General features: G+C 70.2%; 16 protein-coding genes. 6 read left to right on the top strand and 10 right to left on the bottom strand.

The features are described from left to right. Positions 1-53: 53 nt before the first annotated feature. From IEZ31_RS19480 to IEZ31_RS19470, 3 genes are all read right to left on the bottom strand, one after another. Positions 54-1,034 carry a glycine betaine ABC transporter substrate-binding protein gene (locus IEZ31_RS19480; protein WP_190251312.1) on the bottom strand — a complete coding sequence of 327 codons (981 nt, stop codon included), beginning with the start codon at positions 1,032-1,034 and terminating at the stop codon, positions 54-56. Between the two features lie 178 nt (positions 1,035-1,212). Then, positions 1,213-1,881 (bottom strand): ABC transporter permease, encoded by a 669-nt coding sequence (locus IEZ31_RS19475; RefSeq protein WP_190251353.1) that lies wholly within the window; start codon positions 1,879-1,881, stop codon positions 1,213-1,215. A 14-nt stretch (positions 1,882-1,895) separates the two neighbouring features. Continuing rightward, complete coding sequence (locus IEZ31_RS19470; RefSeq protein WP_190251311.1) at positions 1,896-2,576, bottom strand: ABC transporter permease; 681 nt, start codon at positions 2,574-2,576, stop codon at positions 1,896-1,898. A 2-nt stretch (positions 2,577-2,578) separates the two neighbouring features. On the opposite strand from IEZ31_RS19470, the gene IEZ31_RS19465 reads away from it, so the two are divergent. Next, positions 2,579-3,577 carry an ABC transporter ATP-binding protein gene (locus IEZ31_RS19465; protein ID WP_190251310.1) on the top strand — a complete coding sequence of 333 codons (999 nt, stop codon included), beginning with the start codon at positions 2,579-2,581 and terminating at the stop codon, positions 3,575-3,577. A 63-nt stretch (positions 3,578-3,640) separates the two neighbouring features. On the opposite strand, the gene IEZ31_RS19460 is transcribed toward IEZ31_RS19465, so the two are convergent. The 7 genes from IEZ31_RS19460 to folP form a co-directional block, all read right to left on the bottom strand. Further along, a complete protein-coding gene (locus IEZ31_RS19460; protein ID WP_190251309.1) occupies positions 3,641-4,114 on the bottom strand; it encodes a hypothetical protein in 474 nt (157 codons plus the stop codon). A 49-nt stretch (positions 4,115-4,163) separates the two neighbouring features. Beyond that, positions 4,164-4,454, bottom strand: coding sequence for a hypothetical protein (locus IEZ31_RS19455; RefSeq protein WP_190251308.1), 291 nt, complete (start codon positions 4,452-4,454; stop codon positions 4,164-4,166). 30 nt (positions 4,455-4,484) lie between these two features. Further along, on the bottom strand, positions 4,485-5,849 hold the full coding sequence (locus IEZ31_RS58195; RefSeq protein ID WP_190251307.1) for an ABC transporter permease: 1,365 nt from the start codon (positions 5,847-5,849) through the stop codon (positions 4,485-4,487). 119 nt (positions 5,850-5,968) lie between these two features. After that, positions 5,969-6,478 carry a DUF3180 domain-containing protein gene (locus IEZ31_RS19445; protein ID WP_190251306.1) on the bottom strand — a complete coding sequence of 170 codons (510 nt, stop codon included), beginning with the start codon at positions 6,476-6,478 and terminating at the stop codon, positions 5,969-5,971. Positions 6,479-6,544: 66 nt separating this feature from the next. Next, positions 6,545-7,066, bottom strand: coding sequence for a 2-amino-4-hydroxy-6-hydroxymethyldihydropteridine diphosphokinase (gene folK, locus IEZ31_RS19440; protein WP_190251305.1), 522 nt, complete (start codon positions 7,064-7,066; stop codon positions 6,545-6,547). Beyond that, the gene (folB, locus tag IEZ31_RS19435; RefSeq protein WP_190251304.1) at positions 7,063-7,425 is read right to left on the bottom strand and encodes a dihydroneopterin aldolase; all 363 of its coding nucleotides are present in this window, start codon (positions 7,423-7,425) and stop codon (positions 7,063-7,065) included. The genes folK and folB overlap by 4 nt, the downstream gene beginning before the upstream one ends. Beyond that, the gene (gene folP, locus IEZ31_RS19430; protein ID WP_190251352.1) at positions 7,422-8,249 is read right to left on the bottom strand and encodes a dihydropteroate synthase; all 828 of its coding nucleotides are present in this window, start codon (positions 8,247-8,249) and stop codon (positions 7,422-7,424) included. The genes folB and folP overlap by 4 nt, the downstream gene beginning before the upstream one ends. A gap of 346 nt (positions 8,250-8,595) precedes the next feature. Here folP and IEZ31_RS19425 point away from each other — a divergent pair, with 346 nt between their 5' ends. The 5 genes from IEZ31_RS19425 to IEZ31_RS19405 are packed head-to-tail and all read left to right on the top strand — an operon-like array spanning position 8,596 to position 15,046. Continuing rightward, the gene (locus IEZ31_RS19425; protein ID WP_373294635.1) at positions 8,596-8,883 is read left to right on the top strand and encodes a hypothetical protein; all 288 of its coding nucleotides are present in this window, start codon (positions 8,596-8,598) and stop codon (positions 8,881-8,883) included. A gap of 6 nt (positions 8,884-8,889) precedes the next feature. Next, on the top strand, positions 8,890-9,264 hold the full coding sequence (locus tag IEZ31_RS19420) for a hypothetical protein (RefSeq protein WP_190251303.1): 375 nt from the start codon (positions 8,890-8,892) through the stop codon (positions 9,262-9,264). Beyond that, positions 9,261-12,542: an ATP-binding protein gene (locus IEZ31_RS19415; RefSeq protein WP_190251302.1), complete on the top strand. Its 3,282-nt coding sequence runs from the start codon at positions 9,261-9,263 to the stop codon at positions 12,540-12,542. The genes IEZ31_RS19420 and IEZ31_RS19415 overlap by 4 nt, the downstream gene beginning before the upstream one ends. 41 nt (positions 12,543-12,583) lie before the next feature. After that, a complete protein-coding gene (locus IEZ31_RS19410; protein ID WP_190251301.1) occupies positions 12,584-14,500 on the top strand; it encodes an MFS transporter in 1,917 nt (638 codons plus the stop codon). A 51-nt stretch (positions 14,501-14,551) separates the two neighbouring features. Then, complete coding sequence (locus tag IEZ31_RS19405) at positions 14,552-15,046, top strand: hypothetical protein (protein ID WP_190251300.1); 495 nt, start codon at positions 14,552-14,554, stop codon at positions 15,044-15,046. Positions 15,047-15,053: the final 7 nt, after the last annotated feature.

Here is a 15,053-nt window from a genome sequence, read left to right as displayed (position 1 = left end):
GCGAAATGCCCGCCCATCCCCGGCTCCGGCCAGGGATGGGCGGGCAGTCAGACCTAGCCGAGCGAGCCGTCGGACGAGAACACGAGCACGAGCGAGGCGTTGCCCTTCTTCACGGCGTCCTTGCTCTGGGGACCGCCGGCGTCGAGGCTGAGCACCTTGCCGAACTGGATGCCATAGGTCTTCTCCAGACCCGGCTGGCAGTACGGCCGCTGCGGGCACTCTGCGGGACCGCCCAGGACGGTGTCCTTGCCGGAGCACTTGGTGGCGAAGTCACTCAGCGTCTTGACGCCGTGCTTGGTGGCGAACTCGGAGGTCACCGCGAACGCGTTGCCGTCGAACGCCTTCGACGCCTTGCTGAACGACAGGCCCTGCTTGCCGCCGATGTCCTTCAGCGCCGTGACGGTCGCGTCGACGTCGCCCGAGGCCAGCGACTTGGCGTCCTTGCCGTTGACCGCGCCGTTGATGAAGTCGACCAGCGTCGCCGCGTACTCGGGGACGACCTGCAGGTCGCCCTTGGTCAGCTGGCCGTAGTAGACCTCGCGCTTGCCGATGGTCTGGACCGATGCGTCGTAGCCGGCGGCGTCGAGGACGATTTCGTAGAGGGCGCCGAGCGTGGCGCTTTCCGAGAAGTCGGCGGCACCGATCTTGATCGGACCGCTCTTCGTCTTCTCGATGCCGGCCGTGAGGTTCTCCGCCTTGGCGAAGTCCTCGGCCGCCACCTTCGAGGTCTTGCGGTCGACGTCGACCGCCTTGTTGAGCTGGACGAGCTTCTCCGTCGTCAGGGCGTCGGAGACCTTGTCCAGGGCGGCGACGAGGGCCGGGTCGGCGGCCTTCGTGTTGATCGCCGCAATGATGTTGTCAGCATTCTGGAGCTTCTTGTCATCGTCGAGGACGACCAGTTTCTCTCCGGCGACCGGGGCGCACCCGGTCCCGCTGACGCTCGCCGGCGCTTGCGTGCCCGAGGAGCCCTCCTCGCCGCATGCGGCGAGGCCGACGGCCGAGAGGCCGAGCAGGAGTCCGAGGGTTGCGCGCATGGCTGTTCGCAAAATGGCCCGCCTTCCGTGTCCCGGCGCGATCACGATGACCGGCCGCGTGTCCGACGGACGGCGCTATCGGCATGAAGCCCGCCCGCTCCTCAATACGCAACTCCGCCGATGGAAATTCGGCAACTCCAAGCAGGCACGTTTTCGTAACAACCCGTGGTTTGGGAGCTCAGGAACGGCCGGTGGCCTGGCGAAGGACCTTCGGTGTGATCTTCCGCTCCACCAGTGCCATGAGCCCGTCGATGAGCAGCGCGAGGCCGGCGACCAGGACGGCGCCGGCGAGGATCTGGCCGCCGTGGCCCGGGCCGAGGCCGAAGGCGGCCGAGATGATCATGCCCAGCCCGCCGCCGTTGACCGCGGTCGCCAGGGTGGCCGTGGCCACCACCTGCGTGGTCGCGATCCGCAGGCCGGTCGCCAGGTACGGCACCGCGAGCGGCAGCTCGACCCGCCACAGCCGCTGCGCCGAGGTCATGCCCATCCCCCGGGCCGCGTCGCGCACCTCGGCGTCGATCTGGCGCATCCCGGTGTACGCGTTGGCGAGCAGTGCGGGCAGCGTGAAGACGGCCAGCGACACGACGACCGACGGCTTGCCGAGGCCGAGCGGGCTGATCGACAGGATCGTGAGCAGCGCCATCACCGGCACCGCCTGGGTGAGGTTGGACAGCAGCACGATGACGCCGGACGCGGTGCCGCGCCGGCCCAGCGTTATCCCGAGCGGCCACGCGACCAGGCAGCCGAAGAGCACGGCGAGCACCGAGATCTCGATGTGCTCGCGCAGCCGCTCCAGGATGCCGCCCGGGTTCGTCCAGTTCAGCGGGTCGTTGAACCAGACGAACATGTCCTCGATGGTGTTCACGCGCGGCTCCTCGTCCACGGCGTCAGCAACCGGCTGAGGCCGATCAGCAGCAGGTCGAACACGAGGGCGAGCGCGACGCACAGCACGGCCGCGGTCGCGATCTGGGCCTTGTAGTAGTTGTTGCGGAAGCCGCTGAGGATCAGCCCGCCGAGGCCGCCCTGCGACCCGACGATCGCGCCGACCGTGACCAACGCCACTGTCGAGACCGTCGCCAGGCGCAGCCCGGTGAGGATGCCCGGCAGCGCGAGCGGCAACTCGACCCGCACCAGCCGGGCGAACCGGCTGTAGCCCATCGCGGTCGCGGCTTCCCGCACGTCACCGGGGACCTGCAGCAAACCGGTGAGCGCGTTGCGGATGAGGATGATCAGCGCGTACAGCACCAGCGCCACGATGACCGGGCTGCGGCCGGTGCCCAGGAACGGCGCCAGGAAGGCCAGCAGGGCCAGGGAGGGAATCGTGTAAACCACGCCGGCTGATGTCAGAATCGGCGTGGCGAGCGGGCGCACCCAGTACGCCAGCACCGCCAGCGGGATCGCGATGGCCACCGCGATCGCGACCGACCAGACGGTGATGACCACGTGGTCGACGAGCGCGTCCTGGATGGTCTCGAGGTTGTCCCGGACGTACGACCACGAGAACCAGGGGTTACCGGCCTCACCGCGAGCCAGGAAGGACATGCGTGGACCGTACCGCGAACCCCGGCGCGGCGCCGATCTCCCTCGATCGGCTCCGGAAGGTGTACCCGGACGGCACCGTCGCCGTCGACGAGCTCAGCCTCGACGTCGAGGGCGGCGAGGTGACCGTCCTCATCGGCCCCTCCGGCTGCGGCAAGTCGACGGTGCTGCGGATGGTGAACCGGCTGATCGAGCCGTCGGGCGGGCGCGTGCTCGTCGACGGCGAGGACGTCACGGAGGCCGACCCCGTGCGGCTGCGCCGGACCATCGGCTACGTCATCCAGAACGTCGGGCTCTTCCCGCACCAGACCGTCCGGGCCAACGTCGGCACCGTGCCGCGCATGCTGGGCTGGGACAAGGCGCGGATCGCGGCCCGCACCGACGAGCTGCTGGAGCTGGTCGGGCTGGAGCCGGACCGCTACGCGCAGCGGTATCCGCACGAGCTGTCCGGCGGGCAGCGGCAGCGGGTCGGGTTCGCCCGGGCGCTGGCCGCGGACCCGGTGGTGCTGCTCATGGACGAGCCGTTCTCGGCGGTCGACCCGATCAACCGGGGGCGGCTGCAGGACGAGTTCCGCCGGCTGCACCAGGCGGTCCGCAAGACCACCATCCTGGTGACGCACGACCTGCAGGAGGCGGTCAAGCTGGGCGACCGGATCGCGGTACTGTCGGATCACGCCCATCTGGAGCAGTACGCGACGCCGGCCGAGCTGCTGGCCAAGCCGGCGAACGAGTTCGTCGAGCGCTTCGTGGGCGAGGACCGCGGCATCATGCGGCTGTCGGTGACCCCGATCCCGCGCGACGGGCTGCGGCCGGTCGGCGAGGCCGGCGGGGCCGACGGAGGCGCACCGACCGTGCCGGTGACGGCGACGCTGCGGGAGGCGTTCGGCGCGATGCTGGCGACGGGCCACGGCGCGGTGGTCGTGCTCGACGGCGGCTCCCCGATCGGGGCGCTGACCGCGGCGGACGTGCAGGTGGCGCTGGCGGCCGTCGATCCGGCTGCCTGAAAACCGCGGTCCCCAGGGCGACGCGGGGGGTACGCCGCCCTGGGTGCTCCGGGGGTTCGTGCCTCAGGGCCGGCGGCCTGCCATCGTGGCGAGGCCGATGATCCAGCCGACGATCAGGCCGTAGGAGGCGCCTGCGGTGGCGGCCACGACGGCGGAGCCGACCGACGCGTTGGCCAGCAGAAACGCGGTGAGCAGGGCGGCCAGCGCCGCTGCGAAGATGTATGCGGCCCAACCGGTCAGGATCGCCGAGATGGTGCCGCGCGCGCTGGCGAGCTGCGCGCCGGCGAGCAGTGTGATGAACAGCGCCGTGAAGACGACGAGAAGGATCGCCTTCAGGTCGGCGGCGAGCAGGTCGCGCACCGACGCGTCGGTGTCGAAGCTCCAAGCCGGCCAGGCCAGGGTCTCCAGGAAGATGCCTCGGTTCCCGGCCTGGACCCAGTCGACGTACCACGGGCTGCCGAAGATCAGCACCAACAGGAAGGCCACCAGGGTGCCGGCGCCTGTCGCGGTGCGGTAGCGCGATCGTCTGATTGCCATGCCCGGATTAGGCCCGGCCGGCGAAAAAACTAAACAGACGCAGGTGCAGCTATGAATGCGACATCAGGTAGTCGATGAACGCCGCCCGGACCAGCGGCTCGGCGTCACCGTACTCATGGTCGTCGTCGGTGGCCTCGCGCCACAGCGCCACCACGTCGTCGATGGTCGCGTCGAGCGAGCCCAGCCAACCGTCCTGGGTGTCGCCGTTGCTGCGCGTGACGTGGCTGAACACGTCCCAGAAGAACTTCACGTCCCGCCGCTGGCGGGCCAGGGCGAAGGCGCGCTCCCGCAGCTCCTCCGTGGGCAGCGCGTCGAACTCAGCCAGGCGGGTGTCGCTCATGAACATCAGCGTAGCGCCTACGGCCCCGGCCTACCGGGTGCCCCAGCGCTCCTCGACCCCCCAGCCGTCGTCGGTGGTGCGGGCCGGCAGCTGGCTGGTCCAGCCGCTGGTGCGCGACGACGGCGACCACTCGTCGTCGTCGGCGGCCGGGCCGACCAGCGGGCTCGGCGGGGTCCAGGAGTCCCCGTCGGCCGGCTCGGTGGTGGAGCGCGGCCGGCCGAACGTTTCCACCAGGCGGGTGACGACCAGGCCGATGACGATCGCGCCGCCGGCGACCGCGAGCGGAGCGATATTCCAGTTCTCGGCGGTCGAGTAGTGGAAGAGCAGCACCATCGCGGCGGCGGCGAGCATCGTGCCGAAGACGCCCCCGCGCCGGCCGTAGGCGGAGGTGCCGCCGAGCAGCGCGGCGCCGAGGGCCAGGCCGCTCATCGCCAGCCCGGCGGCGGCCATGCCGTTCTCGGTCGTGGTGACCTGGCGGACGTCGAGCGCGGTGAGCACGCCCGCGGCGGCCGCGAGCAGCGCCGAGCCGGCGATTGCGAGGCCGGCGATCGTGGCGGCGCCCCCGCCGCGGCGGCGGGCCGGGTCGTGGACCGGGCGGAACCGGCCCAGCGAGCGGCGCAGCGGCCGGATCAGGCCGAGCGCGCCGCCGCCGACCGCGATCACGGCCACTCCGATCAGCCACCAGAGGGCGTCGTCGTGCGGGTTGTAGGCGCCGTTGACGACCTGCTCGTTGTTCTGGTCGGCGATCCACGCCATCAGGGCGAGCGCCACGCCCAGGCTGGCCGCCCAGCCGGGCACGTGGAAGCCGACGACCAGCACGGCGACGACCACGCCGACGCCCAGCGCGATGAGCGCGGTGATGCCGGCGGTCGTGAGCAGCCCGCGGTCGGAGTTGTCGGCGAAGAACAGCGAGGACGCGTAGGCGATCGGCCCGACGGCCAGGTTGACGGCGCCCGCGCGCAGGGTCAGGCCGACCGCGGCCGCGACGAGGCCGAGCTCCGCGATGCCGAGCAGCAGCGTGTCGAGCTCGGCGCCGCGCAGCGCCTCCGGACGGGCGTCGCGCAGCAGGTACAGCAGGGACGCGGTCGCCAGCAGCAGGACCATCTCCCACAGCGCGTGCACGGCCATCCGGTCGCGGCCGGGGTCACCGTGCTCCGGGTCGTCGAAGACGTCGTCGAGCTGGGCGGCGCTGGGCGTGGTGCGGCGGCCGAGGCCGAGGGTGGTCTCGGTCGGTGGCACGCTGTAGTCGGATGACGCCGGGTAGCTGCCGGGCGTGTACACGGACTGGTTCGACACGCCGAGCGTCGGCGCGTCCTCCGGCACGCCGCCGGAGCGGAAATCTGGCTCCTCCCGGAACCCGGGCTCGCCGCGGAACCGCGAGTCGTCGTACGCCATCGCGTGCGCCTCCTGCTAACCGACCGGTACGGGTCGCACAGTAACCGCGGATGGTGACCAGCGACAGTCCCTTGGCTCGGAAGGCGACACTCTTGTTACGCCTGTCGATCCATGGGGCGTCAGGCGACCTGGTCGTCCTCCGCCCGGTCGAGCGGCTCCTGGCGGCCCTGTCTGGGCTGCTCACCGTCCCGCGGGCCGGGTGGCACGCGGCACGCGCGCTCCAGCCAGAGGGCCGCCGCGACCAGCACGATCGAGGCCGCGACGCCGAGCAGCGCCTGGGGCAGGTTCTCGGAAACCTTGGCCAGGACGCCACGCTGCGTGAGCAACCAGGTGGACATACCGATGTAGACCCCGCCGAACAGGGCGGCGACCAGCGCCGAGGCCTTGCCGAGCACCGCATACCGGGCGGTGACCAGCGGGTTCAGCGGACCGGCGCCCTCCTTGCGCAGGATTCGGGCGCGCGTGGAGTACGCCTCGAAGCCCTCGAAGATGGCCAGGCCGATCAGCGTGAGCGGGGGCAGCCACGGCAGCGTGGGCATGCTGTTCCAGAAGTTGCTGATCACGATCCAGGACACGGCCGTCATGGCGAGCGCCGCAATGGCGAGCGTGGCGGGCCGCGTCGGCTCCATCCGGCCCTTCGGACCGTTCGCGTTGGGATCGTCAGGCGGCGGCGTGGCCATCGTCTTCGCTCCAGATCAGGATTCGAGGTGGACGTCTTCGCGCGGTCGCAGGTCGCCGACGTCATCGGCGACCGGGGCGGCGCGCAGCAGGTCGGTGAGCCAGCCGTGACCCGGCAGCTGCCCGTACGGCTCGATGTCGAGCCACGGCCGGAGCACGAAGGCCCGCAGGTGGGCCCGCGGGTGCGGCAGGGTCAGCTCTGGGTCGTCGGTGGTCACCGGCTGGCCATCGGCGTCCCAAACGGCGATCACGTCAACGTCAAGGGTACGCGGGCCGAACCGGCGGTCCGGGTCCCGCACGCGCCCGGCGGCATCCTCCAGCCGCCGGCAGGCCGCCAGCCAGTCCCCGGGACCCGCGCCGGGGTCCTCGGCCAGCACGACGGCGTTGAGGTAGTGCGGCTGGTCCGGATCGCCCCACGGCGGCGTCTCGTACACCCCGGAGACCACGCGGACGCTGGGCCCGAGCCCCGCCAGGGCGCCGCGGAGGTGGGCCTCCCGGTCGCCGAGGTTGCTGCCGAGCGACAGCACCGCCCGGCTCACGGACGGGACCGGCGGATCGTGACGGCGACGTCGGCGAACTGCAGCGGGATCGGGGCCTGGGGCTTGTGGACGGTCACGATGGCCGTGTGTACCCGACCGTCGGCCAGGCACACGTCGGCGAGCCGCTGAGCGAGGGTCTCGATGAGATCGACGGGCTCGCCGGCGACCACGGCCGCGAGCCCTTCGGCCAGCTCACCGTAGTGAACGGTGTCCGCGACGTCGTCCGAGGCGGCGGCCGGGGCGAGGTCCAGCTCCAGGACCACGTCGATCACGAAGTCCTGCCCGTCGCGGCGCTCGAAGTCGAAGACGCCGTGGTGCCCGCGGACGGTCAGCCCCGTGAGCGAGATCCGATCGGTCATGTCGCCGCCCTCGTCGCCTGCCACACCTTGATCGCGTCCACGTTGCCACGGACGTCGTGGACCCGCACGCCCCAGGCGCCGGCGGCGACGGACAGCACGGTGGTGGCGATCGTGGCCGCCTCGCGCTGCGCGGTCGGGCGGGGGGTGCCGTCGGGGTCGGCGAGCAGCCGGCCCAGGTGGGACTTGCGGCTGGAGCCGACCAGCACCGGATACCCCAGCCCGACCAGGTCGGGCAGGTGGGCGGCGAGGCGCCAGGTGTGCTCCGGGGTCTTGGCGAAGCCGAGGCCCGGGTCGAGGATCAGCCGGTCGGGCGACACCCCGGCGGAGACCGCCGCGTCGACGCGTTCCAGCAGCTCGGCGCCGACCTCCTTGACCACGTCGGCGTAGACGGCCAGGTCGGCCATCCGGCGCGAGTGGCCGCGCCAGTGCATGAGCACCCAGGGGCAGCCGGCGTCGGCGACGACCCGGGCCATGTCGGGGTCGGCCAGGCCGCCGGACACGTCGTTGACGATCGCCGCACCGGCGCCGAGCGCGGCGGCGGCGACGGCCGCGCGCGTCGTGTCGATGCTCATCGTCACGCCTTCGTCGGCCAGTGCGGCGATCACCGGCAGCACCCGAGCGCCCTCCGTCTCGGCGTCGACCCGGTCGGCTCCGGGCCGGGTGCTCTCGCCCCCGATGTCGATCACGTCCGCGCCCTCGTCCCGCATCTGGAGGGCGTGCGCCACGGCCGCGTCGAGGTCGGCGTAGCGGCCCCCGTCGCTGAAGCTGTCGGGGGTCACGTTGAGCACGCCCATGACCACCGGAGAGGGACGTCGCAGCAGCATCACTTGAATGAAGGTACTCAACTCAGTCCGGGTGCACCGGAGCGACCTGCGGGGTCGCGGCCGGACCGCCACAGCAGTCACACTGTGCACACTGACCCCGAAGCGGTCAGCTTGTTGGAGAGCGGGCCGAGCCGTACTCTCTGCAAGTGAACGTTATTCGGACCGTTAAACCCGACAATGGGCAATTACCAGGGCAAACGCCCGGATAAGGTTCCGCCGGAGAGCGACACAGCAGCCGGGGTTGTACCACCGGGTCGTCTTTTCGGCGAGGCTTAACGCGCGGCGTGCAACGCGCCCGTCGCGCCTCCGGGGAGGTCTGATGATGTTGTTGGAGATCGGCCAGGCGATGTGGGGCGATGCCACACGCGCCGTGGATGCGATCGCCTACGCGCCGACACCGACGCCGGCTCCGAAGGAGATCAACACCGACGGCATCGTGACCTTCCTCGCGACCAAGATCGTTCCGATCCTGCTCGCGGCGCTGGGCGTGATCTTCATCGGCCGCGCCAGCAAGGGTGAAGTGTCCCGGGTCCTCACCAGCTCGGCGATCGCGATCATCGGGCTGGCCTTCGTGGCCGGCGCCGCCTCGCTGTTCTTCTTCGGTGGATCGCTCGTCGACCTGCTCTTCAAGTAGGCCTGCATGCGGCTGCGGACAGACGACGACATCTACCGGGCCCGCCTGGTCTACCTGGGCCCGCCCGGCTACACGCTGCCGATCCAGTTGCCATACGCGCAGTATGGCGTCTTCGTGCTGGTCGTCCTGCTGTTCATGCTGATCCGCTTCCTGGTCACCGGGCACGTCGACTTCTTCCCGGCCTACGAGATCGCGCTCGCCATCGTCGCGACGTCGCTGATCTTCCGGTACGTGGACCCCGACCGTCCGGCGCGGATGGTCGTTCGCACGGCCCTGACCGACTGGCGCCACACGCGGGAGCCGAGCAGCGAGCAGCGCGACGCGCGCCTCGTCGCGACCCGGATCCGCATCCGCCCGGAAGTCACCGGTGATCTCGCATGAGCAATAACCCGCCGCGGACCGGCGGATACTCCGACCGGCCCGACCTCGATGACGACGCTGCGCAGTCAACCGACTACGATGGCGGGCTGCGCGCCGCGGCCGAGGGCGGGCGCGTCGCCATGTTCCGCGGCACCGGCGGCACCCCCGGCAACGGTTCCGGCCGCGGCGGGCGCCAGGCCGACGTCGACTCGCCGTTCCTGGGGCTGTTCGACGAGCGCACCGGCGCGCCGGTCGAGCGGCCGATCTCCGGCGTCCCCATCTCCGCGGCACCGGCCTCCGGGCCGCCCCGCGCGCCCGAGGACCTGCGAGCGCCGAAGCGCATCGCGCCGCCGCGGGCGCCGATCACGGAGGGTGTCCGCACCAACGGCGCCGGCTCGCGGCCGGCGCTCGGGGCCGGGCCGGCCGCCGAGCGGGCCGTGCGGCAGCCGTCGCGTCCCGTCGGGCGGATCGCCGACGACCGGCGGGTTGCTGACGAACGGCGCGTTGTCGACGACCGGCGGGTTGCTGACGACCGGCGGCAGGCGGCCCGGCCGATCGATGGCGGCACAGCAGGTACACCTGCGAAATCCGCTCGCACGGCACCCGGACGCGACCTCGTCCCGCCCGCTCGGCGCACCTCCCCGCCGCCGCCCCGGCCGCCGCGGATTCAGTCGCCGCCGCCCGCGCGCGGGAGGAAGACGCCGCTCGATCGGGTCGACAAGCCGAGGTACAAGGACCGCTCGGCCGCCGTCGACCTGGCGATCACCGAGATCGCCGGGCACCTGACGTTCACGACGAACACGGTCACCGCGTGGTATTGGCTGCCCGAGGTGCGCTGGGCGTTCCGGCCCGACGCCGAGCGCGAGGCGCTGCTGTCGGCGATCTCCGAGCAGTATGCGGGCCTGGCCGGCTTCCGGCTACACCTGCGGCGCACCACCCGGCCGTTCCCGGCCGACCAGTGGGCGCGGGTGGTCGACGGCAACACGCCACACCCGCTGCCGCCGGTGCCGCACGCCCCCTCCTGGTCCGACCACCTGGTGGCCGCGCAGAAGCACCTGCTGTCGATCAACCACGCCGAGGGTCAGACGTACCTCGGGATCGCCTTCGCCCGGCGCACGCTCGGCGATACGTTCATGGAGCGGATCGGCTCCATGTTCAAGCGGGGCGTCGCCGACGCCGAGCGGCGCCGCATGGCCCGCACCGTCGAGCAGTTCGACGAGGTCCTCGGCGCCTTCGGCATGCGTGGCCGCCGGGTCACCGCGTTCGAGCTGGAGTGGCTGCTGTACCGCTCGGTCGCGCTCGGCATGGCGCCGCCGGTCGGGATCACCACCCTGGAGGGCGGCTGGGACCGCGGCGACCTGCTCGCGCTCACCGAGCAGATCGAGCGGTACCGCACGCCGTACGGCTCGACGGTCAAGCTGGTCAACCGGAACAGCGGCGAGGAGCGGCACGTCGCCGTCCTCACCGTCGGCCGCATGGAGCCGCTGGAGATCCCCGAGCGGCACGAGCCGTGGCTGCACTTCCATGAGCGCCTGCCGTGGCCGATGGAGATCTCGTCGCGGATCGACATCCTCGGCCCAGGCGACTCCTTCCGCAACCTCGAGCACCGGCTCCGCCTGATCCGCTCCCAGCAGGCCGACTACTCCGAGCACGGCATCGACGCGCCGCCCGAGCTGGAGCGCCTGGCCAAGCGGGCCCTGACGATCGGCGACGAGATCAGCACCGGCCTGCCGGTCGACTCGTCCCGCGCCCACGGCTGGCACCGCGTCGCGGTCAGCGGCCGCACCCGCGAGGAGTGCCTGGAGCGGGCCCGCCGGGTCACCCAGATGTACTCGCGCGAGATGCGGCTCGCCCTGCAGCACCCCAAGAACCAGGACTGGCTGGCCCGCGAGTTCATCCCCGGCGAGCCGCTGGCCAACACCGGCTACGTCCGGCGGATGCCCGTCAAGCTGTTCGCGGCCGCCCTGCCGCAGGCCGCGTCCACGGTCGGTGACCGACGCGGCGATCTCATCGGGCGTACCGCGGGCACCTCCCGCCGCCCGGTCTTCCTCGATCTACACTTCCCGATGGAGGTCCGCGAGCGGTCGGGCCTGGCGGTCTTCGTCGCCGAGCCCGGCGGTGGCAAGTCGACGCTCATGGGCGCGCTCGGCTACCTCGCCTCCCGCCGCGGCGTCCAGGTCACGCTGCTCGACCCGTCCGGGCCCCTGGCCCGCCTGTGCTCCATGCCCGAGCTCGCACCCTTCTCCCGGGTGCTCAACCTGACCGGCTCCGAGCAGGGCACCCTGGCCCCGTATGCGCTGATCCCCACCCCGCAGCGCGGCCACTACGCCGCCGGCCCGGCCGGCGACCGCGAGTTCGAGATCGCCGTCTCCAACGCCCGCGCCGAGCGCCGCATGCTGGTCCAGGACATCTGCATGATGCTGGTCCCGCCCCAGGTCGCCCGCGAGGCGTCAACCGCGACGATGCTCCGCCACGCCGTCCGGCAGGTCCCCGCCGAGGAGTCCTCGACGCTGGAGGACGTCATCCGGGCGCTGCGCGACACCGGCGACCACGACGCCCTGGAGCTCGGCAACCTGCTCCTCGACACCGCCGAGATGCCGCTGGCGATGCTGTTCTTCGGCTCCCCGCCCGCCCACCTGCTCGGCGCCGACGCCGCCCTGACGGTCATCACCATGGCCGGCCTCCGGCTGCCCGACCTGAAGATCGAGCGCGAGTACTGGTCGGCCGAGGAGGCCCTCGCCCTGCCGATGCTGCACACCGCCCACCGGCTCGCCGTGCGCCGCTGCTACGGCGGGGACATGTCCCAGCGCAAGCTGGTCGGCCTGGACGAGGCCCACTTCATGGAGGGCTGGCGCTCGGGCCGCTCCTTCCTGGTCCGCCTGGCCCGCGACTCCCGCAAGTGGAACCTCGCGGCGCTGGTCGCCTCCCAGAACCCGAAGGACATCCTCGGCCTCGACGTGCAGAACCTGGTCTCCACGGTCTTCGTGGGCCGGATCGCCGAGGACTCCGAGATCGCGGCCGAGGCGCTGCGTCTCCTTCGCGTGCCCACCGACGTCGGCTACGAGCAGACCCTGGCCGCACTGTCCCAGGTGGACACCGCTTCCTCAGCCCGGCTGGGCTTCCGAGAGTTCGTGATGCGCGACGTCGACGGCCGCGTGCAGAAAGTCCGCGTCGACGTCTCCTACGTCCAGGACCTGCTCCGCTACCTGGACACCACACCGGGGGGTGTACCGACCGGCGGCACCGTCGGCGGCGAGGTCGTGGACCTCCACGACGACGACCCGGAGGATGATCGGTGAGACGCTTGCCCGTGTACACGGCCGTGCTCATCGTGACGGCGATGGCAACGCTGTTCGGCGGGTTCGCAAACCCTTCTGCAGCGGCTCCGGTGGCACGGGCTCCGGGGGATCCGCTGTGCACTGTCGAAGAGTGGCGGGTGCCGACGAACTTCCAGAACTGCGCCAATCGACTGCAGGTGGACGTTCAGTCGCGGATCAGCTGTTTGAACGCCCCAACCCCAAGCGCCCCAGACTCAGGCATGGCGGGGTGGTTCGCTCAAGAGCCGCCTGAGGACCGCGGCTCGCGGGTTCTCTATACGTACAGCGAGTACGGCTACGCGGGATACGACTTCGCAACCTACGACCTCAAGTGCGCCTCGGTAGTAACCAACCCGAGCGCCGAGTTTGAGAATACCGTCGCCAACGGCGAGTTCCTTCTTGCAACGTCGATCACGGGCGCGTCCAACGCACTTCGAGAGCGCGCCTGGGATCCGTCTTATATGTGGGGCTGGGCAGATCCACTTGTAGGGACTGCCACCAGGGCGGTGTACGACAAAGTATTTACTGCATTCGGCGCGATCACACTCGTCGTTGTTGGGCTTTACCTCCTATGGCGTTCAAGGCAATCAGACCTGTCGAACGCCGTAACGACTGCAGGTTGGGCCATCTTCGTCATGGTGCTGGTTACAGCAATCGCGTACTGGCCCAAGTGGTCAGCCAGTTTGGCGGATAGAACTTTGATCAGCAGTCTAGGGGTCATCCATAGCGCTGTTGGGCCGCCCGACGAGACCATCCCCGCCGACCAGTGTCGCAACCTCGACCCTACCGCATGCGTCGACAACCGTCCTCCTGCAGTGCGTGCCAGTGACACCGTCGTCGAGGGTCTGCTCTATCAGAACTGGCTGCGAGGCACACTGGGATCAGCAGACAGCGAGACCGCCAGGAAATACGGTCCAGCGCTGTACGACGCAAAGTCATTCAGCTGGGAGGAAATCCAGCGCATCCGCACGGCAGAACAGCGGGCCCAGAAGGCTGAAGAGGAACGAATTCGCCTGAACCAGCCGGGCCCGCCGATTGAGTCCAATGAACGTAAGGTTCTGACCGAGCAGAAGCAGCAGCGTTGGATGCGAATCGCGGAACAGATTCGGAAGGAAGACCCCGAAGCCTACGAGCATCTTCAGGGCAGTCGGGGGATGGATCGAATCGGGGCTGGATTCCTCGCGATCCTGTCAGCACTATTCTTCGCCCTCTTCGACATCACCGCGTCAATCATGGTTATTCTCGGATTCCTCATCTTCAGGTGGGCAGTAATTGCGGCGCCGATCCTAGGGACCGTCGGGCTTCTACGTCCAGCCAACGCTGGCCTTAAACGCCTCGGAAATGCGGTAATTGCAGCAATCTTCAATATCATTATTTTCGGGACCGGATCAGCAATCTACTTGCTCGCCGTAACGCTCATTCTCGGCACTGCCTCGCTCGCGGGATGGTTGAAGGTCGTGCTGATCTGGCTTACTGGGGTCGTCGGGTGGCTGCTGCTGCGGCCCTATCGGCGGATCACCCAGCTCGGGGGTAAGGACTCCACTCGGGCCATCACCTCGGCTGGTAGTTGGCATCGGCTCTTCCTGCGGGATGTGCGGCAGGCCGCGGCGCTGAAGATTGTTGACGCCGGCGGTACTAATGAGCCCAAGAATTCTCGCGGGAAAGAGTCCGTGCAGACGCAGGTGCGGCCTGAGTCGCGCACCGAAGACTCTGTCGTTGTTGCGGCGAATGGAGTCGGCGGCGGGCAGGAGAGCACTGGGCGGCCTGAGACTGGGGCTAGTCAGCCGCGGCAGCGGCGGCAGCGGGACCCGGTTTGGGAAGAGGCCGATGTGCCTGCCGAGAATGCACCGTCGTATTCGATTTACCGGCCTGATTCGGATCGGAGCAGTCGAGATCAGGCGCCTGCGCGACGGCCGGAGTCGGCCAGTCTGCCGGGGTGACGGGCGATGCGGACGGTCCTGCGACTGCTTGGTACGCGATACGGTATCGCGTTGGTCCTGGTGGTTGTGGTCGTTGCCGTTGTGGCGTTTGGGCGGACCGTTTTTCGGGATCGGGAATCGCGGTCGGCCAACGACGCCTTCGGGCCGACCGTCGCGCCCGTTGAGACTACGCCTGATCCATACAATTCACTCGGGGACGACAGTGTTGTCGAGCCCAGTGCCGCTCCTTCCTTGAGCAAGGGGGCGGCTGATGCCAATACCGTCGCCGCTCGATTCGCCAATGCGTGGTTGCGTAAAACGGGACTGACCGGGGAGCAGTGGCGGGCCGGGCTGAAGGCTGACGCATCGACTGAGCTCATGGCCGAGCTCGCGGAGACCGATCCCGACGATGTACCGGCATCGACGATCACCGGTCCTGTCGCGCTGGAGAACTTCGGAGCGGATACTCGCGCGCGCTTCCCCGCCGACGGAGGGACCATCGTCCTCGGGCTGCAGGTCATCAACGGACGGTGGCAGATCACGTCGCTCGACTGGGAGGCAGCGTGAGCGATCC

It is taken from the genome of Dactylosporangium sucinum, from assembly GCF_014647515.1.
GTDB lineage: Bacteria > Actinomycetota > Actinomycetes > Mycobacteriales > Micromonosporaceae > Dactylosporangium > Dactylosporangium sucinum.
The sequence above is the reverse complement of the archived record's forward strand: the minus strand, read 5'-3'. Positions and strand labels throughout refer to the sequence as shown.

What these genes read in the sequence shown, in the direction of transcription:
- IEZ31_RS19460 (WP_190251309.1), bottom strand. Translation starts at nt 4,114, where the DNA reads ATGGCAATCAGACGATCGCGCTACCGCACCGCGACAGGCGCCGGCACC.
- IEZ31_RS19410 (WP_190251301.1), top strand. Translation starts at nt 12,584, where the DNA reads ATGGCAACGCTGTTCGGCGGGTTCGCAAACCCTTCTGCAGCGGCTCCG.
- folP (WP_190251352.1), bottom strand. Translation starts at nt 8,249, where the DNA reads ATGCTGCTGCGACGTCCCTCTCCGGTGGTCATGGGCGTGCTCAACGTG.
- IEZ31_RS58195 (WP_190251307.1), bottom strand. Translation starts at nt 5,849, where the DNA reads ATGGCGTACGACGACTCGCGGTTCCGCGGCGAGCCCGGGTTCCGGGAG.
- IEZ31_RS19415 (WP_190251302.1), top strand. Translation starts at nt 9,261, where the DNA reads ATGAGCAATAACCCGCCGCGGACCGGCGGATACTCCGACCGGCCCGAC.
- IEZ31_RS19475 (WP_190251353.1), bottom strand. Translation starts at nt 1,881, where the DNA reads ATGTTCGTCTGGTTCAACGACCCGCTGAACTGGACGAACCCGGGCGGC.
- IEZ31_RS19445 (WP_190251306.1), bottom strand. Translation starts at nt 6,478, where the DNA reads ATGGAGCCGACGCGGCCCGCCACGCTCGCCATTGCGGCGCTCGCCATG.
- folB (WP_190251304.1), bottom strand. Translation starts at nt 7,425, where the DNA reads ATGACCGATCGGATCTCGCTCACGGGGCTGACCGTCCGCGGGCACCAC.
- IEZ31_RS19420 (WP_190251303.1), top strand. Translation starts at nt 8,890, where the DNA reads ATGCGGCTGCGGACAGACGACGACATCTACCGGGCCCGCCTGGTCTAC.
- IEZ31_RS19425 (WP_373294635.1), top strand. Translation starts at nt 8,596, where the DNA reads ATGTGGGGCGATGCCACACGCGCCGTGGATGCGATCGCCTACGCGCCG.
- IEZ31_RS19455 (WP_190251308.1), bottom strand. Translation starts at nt 4,454, where the DNA reads ATGAGCGACACCCGCCTGGCTGAGTTCGACGCGCTGCCCACGGAGGAG.
- IEZ31_RS19470 (WP_190251311.1), bottom strand. Translation starts at nt 2,576, where the DNA reads ATGTCCTTCCTGGCTCGCGGTGAGGCCGGTAACCCCTGGTTCTCGTGG.
- IEZ31_RS19480 (WP_190251312.1), bottom strand. Translation starts at nt 1,034, where the DNA reads ATGCGCGCAACCCTCGGACTCCTGCTCGGCCTCTCGGCCGTCGGCCTC.